This is a genomic window from Phaeobacter sp. HF9A (assembly GCF_011806385.1).
GTDB lineage: Bacteria > Pseudomonadota > Alphaproteobacteria > Rhodobacterales > Rhodobacteraceae > Epibacterium.
Genome location: NZ_JAATOX010000017.1, coordinates 1 through 16,855 on the forward strand (window position 1 = coordinate 1; position 16,855 = coordinate 16,855).

The following is a 16,855-nucleotide window of genomic DNA, read 5'->3' on the forward strand; positions in this document are numbered from 1 at the left end:
AAGCGCGGCGGCAAGCGCCAGCATCCCGCCCTGCATGTCCTTGGCCGTGGCCAGAACCATGCCAAGCGCAAAGGCCCAGCCATAGTTCCACGGGGTTCGGTGATAGTTGTAGTCGCCATCCCAGATCGCATCAATGCCCTGATTTAGGGCAAAGATCGCCACCAGCAGGGCCAGCGCGCTCTGCATCGGGTGCTGGCTGAAGAGCTTTCGCACGCTGGCAAAGGAAAACAGCACCGCAGAGAGTGCGAGCAACTGAACGTAGAACTCTATGAAATAAAACGTATATCCCTGCAACGTATGTGGATCCAGATAGTTGGACACCAGCAGCAAAGGCAGGATTTCGAACCGCTGGGTATAGACCTGCAAGACGGCCACCATGATCAAAGTGGGGATGGCCACATATTTGATGGTGCCCAGCAGGGTCTTGATGCTGCCGGTGCGAATGATCTCTGGCAGCTGGAACCGGGCCACCGAATAACCCGCAAGCAGGACCAGAAAATAGGCGGCACCCCAGTTCGAGCTATAGACAAAGGCCTCGGCGTGCAGCGCGATAATGCAGACCATGAAGAAAGCGCGTGTAAACGTCGGGGATTCCAGGCGGCGCCAAATGGATTTTCGCCGACCGCCGATATACTGCTGCAATTCTGCGGCGGTCAGCGTTTCCCAGTTTTCCGGCAACTGACCAAAGCGCCGCTCGAAGTTCAGGGAAAACTGGATGAAGTGCAACGAGTCACCGCCAAGCGATTCAAACGTATCCTCAGCACGCACCTTTTGGCCCGGAAATTCATGTTGGAACAGCGAGAGCACATCCCCCCCTGCCCGTCCCGTCTCGGAATGCCCCTGCATGGGGGAGCTGGTCGTCTGGGCGGTAAATGCCTCCGCCAGAGCATCCCGTTTGATCTTGCCGGTTTCGGTTGTCGGGAGCGCCTCCACCTCCAAGATATGCAGCGCGTTTCCGACCACCACGCCCATGTCGTGCAAAGCGGCAACCGCCAGATCCCGAACCGCCTCAGTACTGGCAGAAACGCCCTGAACCGCGACCAGCACCCCCTCGCCGCGCTGGGCATCCGGGATTTTGGCAACCGCGATCGGCACATCACCGCTCAGCCCCGCACGGATGCGCTGCTCAAGCTGGTCGGGAACAATCTTGACCCCGCCGCAATTGATCAGGTCATCGGCCCGGCCATCGAAATACAAGATCCCATCGCGCATATGGCCTAGGTCATTGGTTTGCAGCCAGCCCTCGGCGTCCTGCAAATCATGCAGCCCGTCGCCGTCAATCCGCGACTTCGCCACATGCGGCCCGCGAATGCGGATGCGCCCGTCGTTGCTCAGCCCCACTTCGGTGCCCGCAACCGGTTGACCGACCGAGTCCAACAGCGTCACCGGCACGTCGGAGATATTCAAGAACGTGCTGCGGGAGGCTTCTGTCAGGCCGTAGTGCTGAATGATGCGCGCGTTGGGGAACATCTCGCGCACCCGGCGCTTTTCGTCGGCGGTCATATGCTGCGAGCCGATTTCCATCCAGCGCAGCTGTTTGCCTGCCGCGCCGATGATCTCGGGCGCGTTCAGCAAGATCCGCAAGAGTGTTGGCACCGCCGAGAGCGCATTGACCTCGCCCGCAGCCAGCATCCGCGCCAGCTCCATCGGGTCAAAACCGCGAGGCGGCAGATAGGCCTGCCCGCCCACGGCGCTGATCGCGCGGTAACGCCCCGCGCCAAAGCTATAGGTCGCAGGCACCCCGACATATTCGCGTATCTCGGCTGTCATCTGCATCTGCGCGATGATCCGCTCGGCGGTATTGGCGAGATTGGCGTAGGTCAGAAGGATGCCTTTTGGCTCCCCCTCGGTGCCCGAGGTGTAACTGACCTGCGCTGGCAGATTGTCGTGGATCAGGGGATGCTTGGCCCTGTACCAGCCCGATTGCTCTGGGGGCGTGATACATCTGTCGATTTTGATCCCCGGCAGCGCATTGGCGGCGGCCTTGTCGGCGACCATGACCAGAGGGCGGCGCGCGGCATTCAGAGCGAAGATCTGCTCGATGAACGCAAGCGAGTTTTTCCGCACAACGGCGGTTGCGTCTAGTTCTTGAAAACCCATCTGTCCCGCCGCCGTCCTTTTCGAATAGAGCACTGATCACAGCGCCTAGCCGTTCTGCATGACCATAATATGGCCATTAAACGACATCACGGGATCGTCGCCAAGGTGGCGCGGCGACGCGGCACGCCATCACAGATACGTGGCTCTAGAGGGTCCAGACAAGATCGGCAGGCAATTGCGCGGCGGCGATCCGTTCGGCATTGGCCAGATCATTACCGCGCGCGCGTGCCTCGGCCTCGGGTTGGGACAGGCCGTGATCCAGCCAGCGCTGCACCAGCCGGGCCTCCAGCTCTGCCAGCGGGACGTCAAGGCGGATCGCCACATCCCAGAGCGGCGCAAGCTCCCTCCAGCCAGGTTCATCGAGCAGGAGATAATTCCCCTCCACGATCGCGATCCGGCACTGCGGCCCCACCTCCGCCGCGCCCGCGATGGCAATGTCGCGCGCCCGGTCAAACAGCGGATAGACAACGTGATCCTCCGTGCGCAACGCCGCGCAGAGACGTGAAAACCCATTCAGATCAAAGCTCTCCGGCGCGCCCTTGCGGGCCAGCAGGCCCCGGCGCTCCAGCAGGCAATTTTCGAGATGGAAGCCATCCATCGGCACCACCTCGGCCGCCACACCGCGCGCGCTGAGTGCGGCGGCCAGAGGGGCAGAAAGCGTCGATTTCCCGGCCCCCGGCGCACCGCAAAGGCGGCCCTTGCGGCTCAGGTCGAGCCGGTCGAGCACCCCATCACAGAGGCTCTCGATCCGCGCCCCGCTCATGCGGCGCTGAGCTCCGGGTCAGGTTCCTTGGCGCCGGTCATATAGGCCACCGCGTCGGACATCTCGTGCTGTTTGGGATCAATCACGCAGAGCCGCTTGCCCAGGCGGTGCACATGGATGCGGTCGGCGACCTCAAAGACATGCGGCATGTTGTGGCTGATCAGGATGATCGGAATCCCCCGCGAGCGCACATCCTGGATCAGCTCCAGCACCCGGCGGCTTTCCTTGACGCCCAGCGCGGCGGTGGGCTCGTCGAGGATGATCACCTTGGAGCCAAAGGCCGCCGCCCGGGCCACCGCAACCCCCTGCCGCTGCCCGCCCGAAAGCGTTTCCACCGCCTGGTTGATGTTCTGGATGGTCATCAGACCAAGGTCATTCAGTTTTTCCCGCGCGATCTGCTCCATCCGCGAGCGATCCAGCTGGCGCAGGAATTGTCCCCGCCAGCAGGGTTTCCTGAGCTCGCGCCCCATGAACATATTATCGGCAATCGACAGCGCCGGCGACATCGCAAGGGTCTGATAGACCGTCTCGATCCCGGCTTCGCGCGCATCAATCGGCGAGTGGAAATTGACCGGCTTTCCGTCCAGCTCCACGGTGCCCTCATCAGGGATCACCGCACCGGACAGCGCCTTGATAAGGGTGGATTTTCCAGCGCCATTGTCGCCGATCACCGCCAGGATCTCGCCCGGCATCAGGTCAAAATCACAGTGGTCGAGCGCCGTTACCTTGCCGTAGCGTTTGACCAGATTGCGGCCTTTGAGAATGGGTTCCATTATACCGATACCTTTCTGATCCACTGGTCCACGGCCACGGCGGCGATGATCAGCGCGCCAATAAGCAGGTAGGTCCATTGCGCATCCGCACCAAGCAGACGCAGCCCGAGGGTAAAGACCCCCACGATGAGCGCCCCAAAGAACGTGCCCAGGACCGATCCACGCCCGCCAAAGAGCGAAATACCCCCGATCACCACGGCGGTGATGCTCTCGATATTTGCAAGCTGCCCAGAGGTCGGCGAGACCGATCCGATCCGGCCAATCAGGGCCCAGCCCGCAAAGGCGCAGATGAGACCAGAGAGCATATAGACGGAAATCAACACCTTGTCGGTATCAACGCCCGAAAGCTCTGCTGCTTCCTTGTCATCGCCCACAGCGTAGACATGCCGCCCCCAGGCCGTGTGACGCAGCACATACGCCAGCAGAAACACCAGCAGGATCAAAAAGATCACCCCATAGGTAAAGACCGCGCCGCCGACTTTGAACTTTTCGCCAAAGAAATGCAGGAAGGGCGCGTTGGTCGAAATCTCCTGGCTGCGGATCGTCTCGTTGGCGGAATAGAGAAAGTTGGAGGCCAGAACGATCTGCCACATGCCCAGCGTCACGATGAAGGGCGGCAGCTTCATCTTGGAGACCAGCCAACCGTTGATAAAGCCACAGGCGGTGCCGCAGAGCAGCCCGCAGGCCACGCCCATCACCGGTGGCAGCCCGTAGCGAAAGGTGAACTGCCCCATCACAACAGAGCTCAGCACCATGATCGCCCCGACCGAGAGATCAATGCCCGCCGTCAGGATCACCAGAGACTGGGCGCAGGCGACGATGCCAACGATCCCGACCTGTTGCAGGATCAGCGTCAGCGCAAAGGGCGAAAAGAACTTTGATCCCAGCAAGACGCCAAAAATGACAACGGACAGCACCAGCACGATCAAGGGCACCAGCGAGGGTGTCACATGCAGCGCGTGCTGAAACCTCTGGATGAAACTCTGATGGCCCTGGTCGAACTCGGCCACTTGCTCCGGGCTTCCAGCGGCGGCGGCCTCGTAGCTCTGCGGGGTAGACATGACACTCCTCCAATCGCCCGCGTCCTGCGGGGTGGTCGTGGGGGTTTGGGTAGGTTTATTCGGGAAAAACGGCGGCCCATGACCGCCGCCCTTCCTATTTTTCGCGTCGATGTGAGGACGGAGCTCGCATCTGCGCTGCAATCCATTTGGAACCGTCCGGGACCGGCCTGCCTGTGAGCCGCGGGGCAAAGTCTCCCCTGCCCCGCGCGCCCAAGCTTAGCCCCAGCAGAGGTTGGTGCCCTCAGTGGTGTCGATGCTGTCAACGCCATCCACCGGCTTATCGGTCACCAGCGCAACGCCGGTATCAAAGAAATCCTTGCCCGGGGTCGGTTCCGGCTTCACGCCCTCATCGGCCCATTTCTTGATCGCTTCAACGCCCAGCGCCGCCATTTGCAGCGGGTATTGCTGCGAGGTGGCCCCGATCACGCCGTCCTTGACGTTCTGCACGCCAGGGCAGCCGCCATCGACGGAGACGATCAGCACGTCATTCTCGCGACCGATGGATTTCAGCGCCTCATAGGCACCAGCGGCTGCGGGTTCGTTGATGGTATAGACCACATTGATCATCGGATCCTTGGCCAGAAGGTTCTCCATCGCCTTGCGGCCACCTTCTTCGTTGCCTGCGGTCACGTCGTTGCCGACAATACGCGGATCTTCCTCGTCGCCCCATTTGTTCGGATCGCCAAGCTCAATGCCAAAACCAGAGAGGAAACCCTGATCGCGCAGCACCCCAACGGTGGGCTGGCTGACACCGAGGTCAAGCATGGCGATCTTGGCGTTTGCCGCCTCATCCCCCAGGGACGCCGCCGCCCATTGGCCGATCAACTCACCCGCGAGGAAGTTATCGGTGGCAAAGGTCGCATCCGCCGCGTCAATCGGGCTGAGCGGCGTATCCAGCGCAATCACAACCAGACCGGCATCGCGCGCCTGCTGTACGGCGGGCACGATGGAGGAAGTGTCAGAGGCAGTCAGCAAGATCCCCTTGGCGCCATCAGCGATGCAGGTCTCGATCGCCGCCACCTGGGTTTCGTGGTCGCCATCAACCTTGCCGGCGAAGGACTTGAGCTCCATGCCCAGCTCCTCGGCCTTGGCATTGGCGCCTTCTTTCATCTTCACAAAGAAGGGGTTGGTGTCGGTCTTGGTAATCAGACAGGCCGTGATCTTGTCATCCGCATGCGCAGCACTTGCCATCAGACCCACACCGGCAATGGTGGTCAGCAGAAGTTTTTTCATGGTTTCCTCCCAAGAAACACTGTTTCAACTCACTTCGCCCGGCCCTCATAATCCCTGAACCATCGCGACGCTTGCCCAAGAAAGGCGCGATTCCGGTGGCAAAGTCAATAAATAATTCAACTTGATTTATTAATGGATCACCCGCAGTCTCTTCCCCTAAGCCGAGGAGGAGGGCATAGAGCCTGTCATGTCGATGATACGCCCCTATAGCAGCGGCGCGAACCAAAGCGAGGTGCGCGCCTATAACGAACGCTTGATGCTGTCGGTCCTGCATCTGGACGGCGCCCTGCCCGGCAGTGAAATCGCGCGCCGCACCGGCCTGTCGTCGCAAACTGCCTCGGTGATCCTGCGCAAACTGGAACAGGACGGGCTGGTGCTGCGCGGCGAAAGCCAAAAGGGGCGCGTGGGCAAACCCTCGGTGCCGATGGGGATCAACCCGGAGGGTTTGTTTTCCTATGGCATCAAGATCGGCCGCAGAAGCGCAAACCTGCTGCTGATTGATTTTGCCGGCACCATCCGCGCCGAGCGTCGCCTGCGGTATGCCTATCCGCAACCGGCTGAGGTCTTTGGTTTTGTGGCCCGCAGCATGGAAGACATCAACGCCACACTGAGCCCCGATCACATCGCCCGGATCTGCGGCATTGGCGTGGCAACGCCCTTTGATCTCTGGCGTTGGCACGAACAGGTGGGGGCCTCCAAAGCCAGCCTCGAAGCCTGGAAAGAGCTGGATCCCGCAACGGAAATCGGCCGGTTCAGCGATTTGCAGGTCTTTATCATCAATGACGCCACCGCCGCCTGCCGCGCCGAACATATGTTCGGCGGCAGCGGCAATTGGCGCGATAGCCTCTATGTCTTTATCGCCTCCTTTCTCGGCGGTGGCGTGGTGCTGAACAATTCCGTTTATGAAGGAAGCCGGGGAAATGCGGGGGCGCTTGGCCCCCTGCCCTCGCGGCTGCCGGATGGGCAAGAGGCGCGGTTGCTCGACACCGCCTCGATCCAGGTTCTCGAACGGCAGCTGGTGGCGGCGCAGATTGATCCGGAAGTGCTCTGGCAACAGCCGCAGGACTGGAGCAGCATTGCCGAACAAACCACCCATTGGCTGGAGCATACCGCCGCGGCGCTGGCGCGGGCCGCCCTGGCCACCTGCGCGGTCATCGACTTTCAGGCCATCGTGATCGACGGCGCCATGCCCGCCGATATTCGCCGCAGCCTGGTTGAACGGGTCCGCGCAGAGCTGCCGCTGCTGGATTCCCGCGGGCTGATTCTTCCCGAGGTCCAGGAAGGCCATATCGGCGCCAATGCCTCCGCGCTTGGGGCCGCTGCCAAACCACTGATCGCCCAGTACCTGCTGGATTCTCACACCGGCTTTACCCAAACCGCCTGAGCCCTGCCCTTTCCTTGGGTTGACGGCGTCTTGCAGGCTCTCCATAAACCAATTTGAAATTGGTTGAATGCGTCGCAACACGGCGCGAAATGGACAGGACAGGGCAAAGATGCTGGAACTCGAAACATTGCTTCCATTGGTGGGTGTGGCCGCTGGTGCCGGAATTGCGGGTGGCATTCTTGCGGGTTTGCTGGGGGTTGGCGGCGGCATCGTCATCGTTCCCGCGCTCTATTTTGCGCTGTCGCTGACCGGCATGGACCCGGCGCTGACGATGCAGGTCGCCGTCGGCACTTCCCTTGCGACCATCGTCTTTACAGCGCTCTCCTCCGGCTATGGCCACTACAAGAAAGGCGCCATCGACATGGCGCTGCTCAAGCTATGGGCCCCCTCGATCCTGGTCGGCGTCGCGATCGGCGGGGTCTTGGGCGGGCTGGTTTCGGGCAATGTTCTGCTGGTGGTCTTTGCCTGCGTGGCCATGGCCGTATCGCTGGACCTGATGCTGCGCAAACCCAAGGAAACGCCGGAGCCGCGCTCGTTCTCCAAACCGGTCTGGGCTGGGCTCGGCATCTTTGCCGGTGGTGTCTCGGCGATGATGGGTATTGGCGGTGGCTCTGTCTGCGTGCCGACCCTGAGCTTTCTGGGCTATGACATCCGCAAGGCCGTGGGCACCTCTGCCGCCATCGGCTTCATCATCGGCCTGCCCGGTGCGTTGATCTATATGGCAACCGGTTTCGGCGCCGAGGGCCTGCCGCCGCTGTCGCTGGGCTATGTAAACCTGCTGCTCGCCGCCGTGATCATTCCGCTCTCGACCACCTTTGCCCGCGTCGGGGTGCGACTGGCCCACGCCATCCCGCGCCGCGCCCTGAAACTGTGCTTTGGCCTGTTCCTGATGGCCACCTCGCTGCGGATGTTCGTCGATCTCGCGGAGCAAGCCGGATGGTTGTAAAAGAGGCCTCGCTCACGACCCAGGAGCTGCGCAACGCCATTTTGGGCGGCTCCCTTGCAAAGGACGGTCGCCTGATGTCCGAGCGCGTGCTGGCGCAAACCCTTCAGGTGACGCGCAGCCGTCTCCGTGGGGTGCTGGACGATCTCGCGCGCGAGGGATTGGTGTTTCGCCGTCATGGGCAGGGTACATTCCTGCAACCGCCCCCGGCGCAGGCTCCGTCGCGGCTGGACGGGCTGGCGCGCCGCGTTTCACCTGCGGCGCTGATGGAGGTGCGGCTGGAGCTGGAGCCCGCCTTGGCGGCGCTGGCGGCAGAGCGTGGCAGCGCCAGCGACAAGGCTCGGCTGCTGCGCCTGATGGAGGACACCTTGATCGCGCCCGACCTGCAAAGCTATGAGCGCGCCGATGACATCTTTCACTATAAAATCGCAGAGATGGCGGGAAACGAAGTGTTTCTCACCTTATTCGAAGAAATCCGGAGCCTGCGTCAGGCCAAGGACTGGACCGAGGCTCGCCAGGCCAAGCTCGGCGAAGAGAACATGACGGCAGTCTCAACCCAGCACAGCGCCATCGCCAACGCGATTTGCGCTGGCTCCACATCGGCAGCCCGCACAGCAATGTATGAGCATATGCAACAGGTGCGCTCCGTCGTATTGACAGAGACACCCTAGGCTCTGGCCCCTTCAACGGGCGCTGAGATAATTCCTGGCCCCGATCAAACCAAAATCCGGCTGATGATACAGATGCAGCGGCAACTCCTGTCGCCAGCTGCTATGACGCCCGCCTGCATTAAAAGCAGCGATAAAATCTGCATCAAAGATCCAGGGGTTGGCGGCGGCCACGCCGCCGGTCACGAACACGCCGCCCTTGGCCGCGAAGACGAGACCGAGGTCACCCGCGACTCCGGCAAGGTAGCGCGCAAAGAGCGCTACGCTGCGCATCGCCGCGGTGTCGAGCCGGGCCTTGGCGGCCTCAAAGATCTCCGCCCCGGTACAAAGCGGTGCCGTCAGATCCATGCTCTTGGCGACGGCCCGGTAGAAATATGGCAGGCCGGTCCCCGACAGGATCGCCTCGGCCTCCACCGCCAGGCCGGGACCCATGCCGACCTCGGGCCATTCCTCTCGCAGGGCTTGGAAAATCGGCACCTCATCCGCCGCGCGCGGTCCCAGCGCCACATGGCCGCCTTCTCCCGGCACCACGCAAGGATCGCCATTGGACCAGACCAGCGCCCCCACACCAAGCCCGGTGCCAGGGCCGATAATCAGGCAGGATTCCTTGGGAAACACCGGCTGGCCTTGCAGGGTGGTTACATCGCCCGCCGCGACGGTGGCCAGCGACCAGGCGGCCGCCTCAAAATCATTGAGCACCTTGGCGCGCTCAATCTTCAGCGCGCTGGCAATACCCCGTTCAGAAAAGCTCTGATGCGCGTTGGTCAGCTGCACCGCCCCATCGCGCACCACACCGGCGGCCGCGATCACCGCCCGCTCTGGCGCCCCACCGCGATGGGCCGCGAAATCGGCGCAGGCCTGTTCAAGGTTCATGTCGCCCTTGCTGTCATAGCGGGCCTGCTCCAGGATCGCCCCCTGGGCGTTGACTGCCGCCAGACGCATATTGGTGCCGCCAACGTCAGCGATGAGATTCCACATCTTAGCCTCTCCTGCCCCGGCCCCTCTCGGGGCGGTCAAAGCCATTCGTCAGATTGTCGTTTTCCGAAGGTCAAACAGGCTCGCGCGGTGCAGGTCAAGGCTTGCAGCGGTATTTTGTCATGCGGGCTCGCTCTCTTCGGAGTCAGGACGACTTCTTGCGCGAGATGCGCGGCAAGGCAAGAGTTAGCGCAAACAATTTAACCCTGCGCGGCAGATTTTCCCAAATAGGCCACCCGGTCAAAATGATGCATGTCTTCAAAATTCGCAAGTTCGAGCGGACCAAGGTCAATACACGCCAGCCGTTTCGCGTAGCGATCAAACAACATATCGGAAAACGCGATCAGATCCGCCGCCTCTTCGGCGTCCAGCCAGCGCAAGAGATAACACAAGGTGGCATGAAACGTGTAGCTCTCGAAGTGATCCAGCCGCAGGCCGGTCAGGTTGCGCAGGGCAACACGGGTGGCGCGCAGACCGCTCTCTTCTGCGGCGGTGCTGCCCTCCAACGTGACCGAATGCCCCGCATAAAGACTGCGTGCGGAGACCTGACGGGAGAGCGGCAGATCCTGACCAAGCAAACGGGCCTTGAAAACCTCGGTCACCTCGTCCCGACTGGCCCCTTCGGCAATCCCATCGGGCCACTGCGTCTCATCAGGGGAAATGCCCTGAAACACGGTCATATGCAGGCTGGAGGGAGGCAGATAGGTAAAGAGCGCGCCAAAGCTGCTCTGGCGGATATCCTCCTGCATCTCGCAAAGCGCCGCATGCGCGTCGCTATTGGGGTCGATATGGCATATCACCGTATTGCCGGGAAACGGCAGGACCGCGCCGGACGGGGTGAACTTGCCGCCTTTTCCAGGTTCGGTAATGGCCCGCGGCCGCGTGGTTTCGGAATCTGCGCCGGTCAGGAAACGCAGCGGATCGGGGCGAAAAACGGCCATGTGCAAGCTCCTGTTGTCGGCAGCATTCAGTGGGTTTAGCTGCGTTACATGTCAAGCATTTGACAACACCGCAGCCGTCACGCCACCGCCATGGGTTTGGCTCGGGCCCTGTTCATCTCGCATCCGCCAGCATCTGGCCCCACCATCTGCCCCGCAGGACACCGTCATATAGGCGCGCGCCCCTTCTCGGCGCTTTTGCGCGAGGCGGCCTCGCCAGACCTGGGCGAGCCACTGTGTCCCTCGCCTTGGTCCAGATACGCCTTGCCCTTGCCGGTCACGATGTACCCGTCGCCGGTTCGTCATCGTCCCAATTGAAATCGGACCAATCCGTCTCGACAGCCGGTTCGGCCTCGATCTCTTGAAGCGGCGCGGCAGCCACCTCCCAATCATCGCTGGCCGCTTCCCCCCAGCTGGAGGGCGCCGGACCGGCACTCGATGCGCTCACCCCGCGATCACGCGAGATCTGGAAGCGCGCAACCAACCCATCCAGCTTCTGCGCATCGGAATCGAGCAACTGACTTGCCGCCGTGGATTGCTCCACCATCGCGGCGTTTTGCTGCGTCACCTGATCGAGCTGATTCATACCCGTATTGATCTCAACCAGACCCGTGGATTGCTCCTGAGCCCCAGTGGCAATGCCCGAAATCAGATCCGAAATATGTGTCACCCGTTGCAGGATCGACTCCAACGCGCCACCGGCCTTGCCGACCAGCTCGACGCCGCGTTCGACCTGCTTGGAGCTATCGCTGATCAGGGTCTTGATCTCCAGTGCCGCATCCGAAGATCGCTGCGCCAAGCCACGAACCTCAGAGGCGACCACGGCAAAACCGCGACCAGCTTCGCCCGCGCGGGCCGCTTCGACCCCGGCATTTAACGCCAGCAGGTTGGTCTGGAAGGAAATGTCGTCAATTACCGAAATAATCTGGGAAATCTTGACAGAGCTTTCCTCGATTTCAGTCATGGCGGCGACAGCATTTTGCACGATTTCACCGCTGGCCTCCGCCTCTGCACGCGCCTCGTTGGTGCTGTTTTCCACGTCGCGCGCGCCTTCCGCGGCGGATCTTACGCTAGCGGTCATCTCGTCAAGCGCTGCCGCGGTTTCTTCCAATGTGGCCGCCTGGCTTTCAGTCCGGTTTGACAGATCCTGCGACGCCTGACTGATTTCGGTCGCACCGTTTCGGATCGAACTGGAGGTTTCCACCACCTGCCCCATGGTTTCGTTGAGCGTGTCCAACGTCTGGTTGAAATCAGCCCGCAGCTGCTCGTATCCTTCGGAGAGCTCCTCGTCGATGCGCGCCGTCAAATCGCCATCAGAAAGCCGCGACATCCCCTTCCCTAGCGCTGCGACGGCCTTGTCCTGCGCTGCGCGACGCTCCGCGCGCTCCGCGGCGGCCAGTTGCTCCATCTCTTCCTTTTCGACGATACCATCCCGGAAAACAGCCAGGGACCGGGCGATGCGGAAGATTTCCGTGCTGGCGCGTTCAAACCCGGTGATCGGGCTGCGGTCGCCCTCTGCCAATTGTTCGGTACTCGCGCTGATGCGATTCAAGGGGCGCAGGATCATCATCTGGATCATCAATAGTGCAACGCCAAAGACACCAATGGCCAGACCGATCGACGCGAAGAGGTTTCGCTTGGCTGCAACCACCTCGGCGGAAATGTCGCGCGCCATGCCGCCAATGCTGGTCACGCTACGCATTGCCAGCTCCGAGGCCCGATCCGAAATTTCCAATACCGTCTGTTCGGTCTGCAACGTTGCCGCGCGGGCGGCCGCATGTGCGCTCATAGCAACCCGTTTCTGCGCCGCCAATCCGGTCTTGGCATCAGTCAGCAGCGTCAATCGCTGAACCGCATCGCGCACGCGGGCATCCCCGAAATCTTCGTAGAGCGACAGATTCATGCTGGCGATGTCCATATTGGATGCAGCATCCGCAATGTCCTCTTCTGAATCGGCGTTCAGAAGATCCAGCGCTGCGACCTGGAACCCGCCGACCCAAGTGCTGATTTCCATCAGCTTGTTCATGAAGCCGACCTCATTCGTCATCAGGCTGCGCAGCGCATCGCCATTCTCGTGGCTGGCGGTCGCCGCCGCTTGCTCCAAGAGCTGTACGCGCTCGTTTACGGCCGCAGTCAGGATCGCGTCGGTATCCTCCCGCGCATTCATTGCAGAACGGCGCAGTGTCTCGGAGGGGAACAGGCTTTGTGCAATCACGCTTTGCAGAACCTGGGAAGCCGAGCGCAGCACCTCTGCGTCCAGAACCTCCGGGGCTTCGGCCTCGAACTTGTCTGCGATCTCATGCAAACGCGCATCGGAACCCGTCGCCAGCTCGGTCAGACGGGCCAGTGTTTCGCGGTCTTTGGTCCCGCCGAAGGCCACCGCTGTGCCCGCCAGAAGGTTGAGCTCCGCCCTGGCTTCAAGCAGGTCTTGCAGCAGGTTGAAGTCGTGCTCAACCAGTGTTTTCAGAGAGGAATCAATGGAGTTATAAGTGGCAACCGCCCCCTTGTTGAGATCCCCCGCAGCCTTGCTCGACAGTTCGGACATGACCATGCGCAGCTGATCACTGATGTCGTGCAATTCGAGTACACGTGTCTCGATGTTGTGATCACTCTCCAGCTGGGCCCGCCGGGCCTTGGCAAGTGCGGTCAGGGCATCGTTGGCGCGCTTGGCTTCCGCAGAAAACTCTGCTTTCTGTCCCTCATCGAGGGACGCGATCAATTCGTTGAGTTGGGATGATCTTTGGGCGATCTTTTCCTCGGCGGCCTGGATCGCCGCAGTATCCTGCGCCACGACAAGCGCGATCATATTGTCCTTGGTATGGCCCGCCACCGTGGACATCGCACCCGCGCTTTCCAACCCCGGCAGCTCCGCCTCGGTGAGGTCGATCATATCCCCATCAATGCCATCCAGAACCATGAACATCATGTAGGAAAACGCACCGAAGGCGGCAGCCATCAAGAACAGGATAACGCCCATCTTGGCGCGAATGCTGCGCAGTATTCCGAACGGACGACGCGAGGAGCTCAGAGCAGGAGTACCAGTCATTTATTCACTCAATGCAGTTGGAGGCACATCCGGCAGCCGCGCATGGCCGTTGCCGTCAGTATGGAAATGTCTTTGGGATTCTACGACAAAGGACGATGACACGCCGACCATGTGGATCCGGCCCACCACCCCACGCACGAAGGCATGTGGCCGCGCAAACTGGTGCTGACAAATCGCAATATCCATGCGGTTCCCCTCTACCGATAGAGCAGAACCATGACCGCTGAGCCTTTAAGAAATGGTGAAATGACGGCGACGCCTGCCGCTCCGGGACCTGGATTTCAAGACGAAATGCCTCATTACAGGCGAAACATTATGAAAAATTTGATTCAACTTTTGGCTGATTATTGGGCTGAAGACCCGATCAAACCGCTCCTGCATGCGCGGCCACTTCCTCAATCCTAGGCTCAGGCCGCCTTCAGATCGAGGCGATACTGCGATCTTCCTCCCCCACGTCCAGGACAGAGACGATAGAATGCAACAGCTGCTTCTTGTTGACCGGCTTGGACAGAAAGCCATTCATTCCCGCCGCAAGGCAGGCCTCTTTGTCGCTGGCAAAGGCATTGGCCGTCAGCGCGACAATCGGCGGTTGCGATATCGCACAGGACCGGATTGCGCGGGTCGCGCTGACCCCGTCCATTTCCGGCATGGACATATCCATCAACACCACATCCGGCGCTTCCCGCAGGCACAGATCCACCGCTTGCCGCCCGTTCTCCGCCTCGATCAGCTCGACCGACAGCGACGCCAGATACTTGCGGATCAACAAGCGATTGGTGCGGTTGTCCTCCGCCAAGAGGATCCGGCAACCCTCCAGGCGCGACAAATCAGGCGCGTGATCGACTTCGGCCACGACCGCATCGCTTTGCGGCTCCTTGCAGTGCAAGGTCAGCGTAAAACAGCTCCCCTGCCCCGCGGCAGATTTTACTGCGATAGCACCGCCCATTTGCTCTGCCAGATGGCGCGAAATGGTCAGGCCGAGGCCGGTCCCGCCAAAGGCCCGCGTCGTCGCCGCATCCGCCTGCGAGAAGCGTTCAAAAATGTTTTCTATCTGCGCCGCGGTCAGGCCAATTCCGGTATCCTCGACCTGAAAGCGCAGAAGATACGGGTCTGAACCGGCACATGTGACCTCCAAGCTGACATGCCCAGAAGAGGTGAATTTCACTGCGTTTCCAATGAGGTTGACCAGAACCTGTCGCAAGCGCCCATCATCGGTGCGGACCCGTTTGGGCAGATCGGCCGCGTAGCTCACCGAAAGCGACAGCCCCTTTTCGCGGGCAACGGGCCGCAAGACATCAACCGCGCTTTCGATACAGGGGATAAGGTCGAAATCAACATCCGCCAGAACCATCTTGCCGGTTTCCAGCCGCGAGAGGTCCAGAATATCGTTGATGATCTTGAGCAGGGCCTTGGACGAGGTGCGAATGATCTCGACATATTGCCGTTCCTCCTCGCCCAGGTCGCCGTCGGCCAGCAGCTCGGCCATGCCGATGATCCCATTCATCGGGGTGCGGATTTCATGGCTCATATTGGCCAGGAACTCGGATTTTGCCCGATCGGCTGTCTCAGCCACGCTTTTGGCCTCTGCCAGCTCGGCCTCGTGGATTTTGGACTGCGTGATGTCGCGCTCGATCCCGATGATCATGCGCGTCTTGCCCTTGTCATCGCGCACCGGAACAAGATGGGTATCCACCCAGATTTTCTTGCCCGACTTGGTATAGTTCAGAATTTCTGTGCGATATCTCTGCCCGCGATTGATATGATTGGCAATCCTGCGAATAACGTCCGGGTTGCTTTCGGGACCATTCAAAAGCTCGCCCGGCGTACGCCCCAACGCCTCCTTGGCGGAGAACCCCGTCATTTGGCTAAAGGCATCGTTGGTCCAGATAATTCGCCCGTTCGGATCGGTCAGGATAATGCTGTCAGAGGCATTCTGCGCCACTGCAGAGAGCTGCTCCAGCTCCGTCTGCTTGCTTTCCAGCTCCTGTTCGCGCCAGCTCAACTCCATGATCACCTGCCGGCGGTGGGCTGAAAGACGGCACGCCATGAAGGTCGGCCCGATCATGGCAAGCCCCGCACAGGACAGGATCAGGCGCAGCATCCAGAGATTGTCGGGGCGTTGTGGCCACCCACCCCGCGGCACTACCGCCATGCTCCAACTGCCGGTCGGCAAGACGATGTCCGTAACGATAGGAGATTGCGCGTAAATCTCGTCGTTGCCGTAGAAATGCGCGCCAGTCTCGCCCGTGCCATCGCGCCCAGACAGCGCGATATCCAGCGATGTGGTTTTCGCCACGATCCCGGTCGCCTGATAGAGCCATTGCGCATCTATGACTGCCGCCACCATGCCCGAAAATCGGCGCGCGCCGCTCTCGTCCTGGGTAAAGATCGGAAACCTGCCAATGAACCCTGTTCCGCCCTGAACGAGATCAACCGGCCCCGCCAGCACCATATCGCCACTGTCGCGCATGCGGAACACGGCCTCTCGTTGGGCATCATTCTTGCCCAGATCCAGGCCAAGGACCGACCTGTTCGCAGCGTAGGGGTGCACCATTGTCACCACAAGATCCTGGGTCACGGCCACGTTCAGCAGCTCGGGCTTGTCGCCGATGGCATGAGACGCAATCTCGCTGAAACGTGCCTCCGTCAGCTCGGGCTCGGTGGCAACGACTGCGACAAGCCCTTGAACAAGCTGGATATCAGCATTCAATACCCCCTCCAGACGAGAGCGGATCAAACCCGCCTCGGCCTGCACCTGTGCCCGAATATCCTGTTCAAAGATGGTTCGGTTTTGCTTTTCCGCAAACCAAAACGCCCCAATCACAAAGAGGGTAGCCAGCCAGACAGGCTGATACGTGCGATTACATAAAGCATTGCCCATCGCTCGAACCCAATTGGGCACCGCGTTGTCCTCCATCACGATCCGAGCGCCCGCGGGACTCGGTTCTGATATCTTTACAGGTTTTTCTTC

14 protein-coding genes are annotated in these 16,855 nt (G+C 61.0%); 4 read left to right on the forward strand and 10 right to left on the reverse strand.

The annotated features are described in order from the left end of the window. The 5 genes from HCZ87_RS05035 to HCZ87_RS05055 form a co-directional block, all read right to left on the reverse strand. On the reverse strand, window positions 1-2,100 hold a 2,100-nt coding region (locus HCZ87_RS05035), incomplete at its 3' end, for an AMP-binding protein (RefSeq protein ID WP_167642677.1). 145 nt (window positions 2,101-2,245) lie between these two features. Beyond that, window positions 2,246-2,863: a nucleoside/nucleotide kinase family protein gene (locus tag HCZ87_RS05040; protein WP_167642678.1), complete on the reverse strand. Its 618-nt coding sequence runs from the start codon at window positions 2,861-2,863 to the stop codon at window positions 2,246-2,248. Continuing rightward, window positions 2,860-3,636 carry an ATP-binding cassette domain-containing protein gene (locus tag HCZ87_RS05045; RefSeq protein ID WP_167642679.1) on the reverse strand — a complete coding sequence of 259 codons (777 nt, stop codon included), beginning with the start codon at window positions 3,634-3,636 and terminating at the stop codon, window positions 2,860-2,862. The genes HCZ87_RS05040 and HCZ87_RS05045 overlap by 4 nt, the downstream gene beginning before the upstream one ends. After that, on the reverse strand, window positions 3,636-4,697 hold the full coding sequence (locus HCZ87_RS05050; RefSeq protein ID WP_167642680.1) for an ABC transporter permease: 1,062 nt from the start codon (window positions 4,695-4,697) through the stop codon (window positions 3,636-3,638). The genes HCZ87_RS05045 and HCZ87_RS05050 overlap by 1 nt, the downstream gene beginning before the upstream one ends. A gap of 216 nt (window positions 4,698-4,913) precedes the next feature. Further along, complete coding sequence (locus tag HCZ87_RS05055) at window positions 4,914-5,930, reverse strand: sugar ABC transporter substrate-binding protein (RefSeq protein ID WP_167642681.1); 1,017 nt, start codon at window positions 5,928-5,930, stop codon at window positions 4,914-4,916. Between the two features lie 187 nt (window positions 5,931-6,117). Here HCZ87_RS05055 and HCZ87_RS05060 point away from each other — a divergent pair, with 187 nt between their 5' ends. The 3 genes from HCZ87_RS05060 (at window position 6,118) to HCZ87_RS05070 (ending at window position 8,928) form a co-directional block, all read left to right on the forward strand. Continuing rightward, a complete protein-coding gene (locus tag HCZ87_RS05060; protein WP_167642682.1) occupies window positions 6,118-7,314 on the forward strand; it encodes an ROK family transcriptional regulator in 1,197 nt (398 codons plus the stop codon). A gap of 109 nt (window positions 7,315-7,423) precedes the next feature. Beyond that, window positions 7,424-8,260, forward strand: coding sequence for a sulfite exporter TauE/SafE family protein (locus HCZ87_RS05065; RefSeq protein ID WP_167642683.1), 837 nt, complete (start codon window positions 7,424-7,426; stop codon window positions 8,258-8,260). Next, a complete protein-coding gene (locus HCZ87_RS05070; protein ID WP_167642684.1) occupies window positions 8,251-8,928 on the forward strand; it encodes a FadR/GntR family transcriptional regulator in 678 nt (225 codons plus the stop codon). The genes HCZ87_RS05065 and HCZ87_RS05070 overlap by 10 nt, the downstream gene beginning before the upstream one ends. A gap of 12 nt (window positions 8,929-8,940) precedes the next feature. On the opposite strand, the gene HCZ87_RS05075 is transcribed toward HCZ87_RS05070, so the two are convergent. From HCZ87_RS05075 to HCZ87_RS05090, 4 genes are all read right to left on the reverse strand, one after another. Beyond that, on the reverse strand, window positions 8,941-9,903 hold the full coding sequence (locus HCZ87_RS05075) for an ROK family protein (RefSeq protein WP_167642685.1): 963 nt from the start codon (window positions 9,901-9,903) through the stop codon (window positions 8,941-8,943). Window positions 9,904-10,100: 197 nt separating this feature from the next. After that, window positions 10,101-10,841 (reverse strand): DUF1868 domain-containing protein, encoded by a 741-nt coding sequence (locus HCZ87_RS05080; RefSeq protein WP_167642686.1) that lies wholly within the window; start codon window positions 10,839-10,841, stop codon window positions 10,101-10,103. Between the two features lie 274 nt (window positions 10,842-11,115). Continuing rightward, window positions 11,116-13,884 (reverse strand): methyl-accepting chemotaxis protein, encoded by a 2,769-nt coding sequence (locus tag HCZ87_RS05085; protein ID WP_167642687.1) that lies wholly within the window; start codon window positions 13,882-13,884, stop codon window positions 11,116-11,118. Beyond that, complete coding sequence (locus tag HCZ87_RS05090; RefSeq protein WP_167642688.1) at window positions 13,885-14,070, reverse strand: hypothetical protein; 186 nt, start codon at window positions 14,068-14,070, stop codon at window positions 13,885-13,887. A 30-nt stretch (window positions 14,071-14,100) separates the two neighbouring features. Here HCZ87_RS05090 and HCZ87_RS05095 point away from each other — a divergent pair, with 30 nt between their 5' ends. Next, window positions 14,101-14,289: a hypothetical protein gene (locus tag HCZ87_RS05095; RefSeq protein ID WP_167642689.1), complete on the forward strand. Its 189-nt coding sequence runs from the start codon at window positions 14,101-14,103 to the stop codon at window positions 14,287-14,289. Between the two features lie 13 nt (window positions 14,290-14,302). Here the strand turns inward: HCZ87_RS05095 and HCZ87_RS05100 are convergent, their stop codons facing one another. Then, window positions 14,303-16,801, reverse strand: coding sequence for an ATP-binding protein (locus tag HCZ87_RS05100; RefSeq protein ID WP_175582162.1), 2,499 nt, complete (start codon window positions 16,799-16,801; stop codon window positions 14,303-14,305). Window positions 16,802-16,855: the final 54 nt, after the last annotated feature.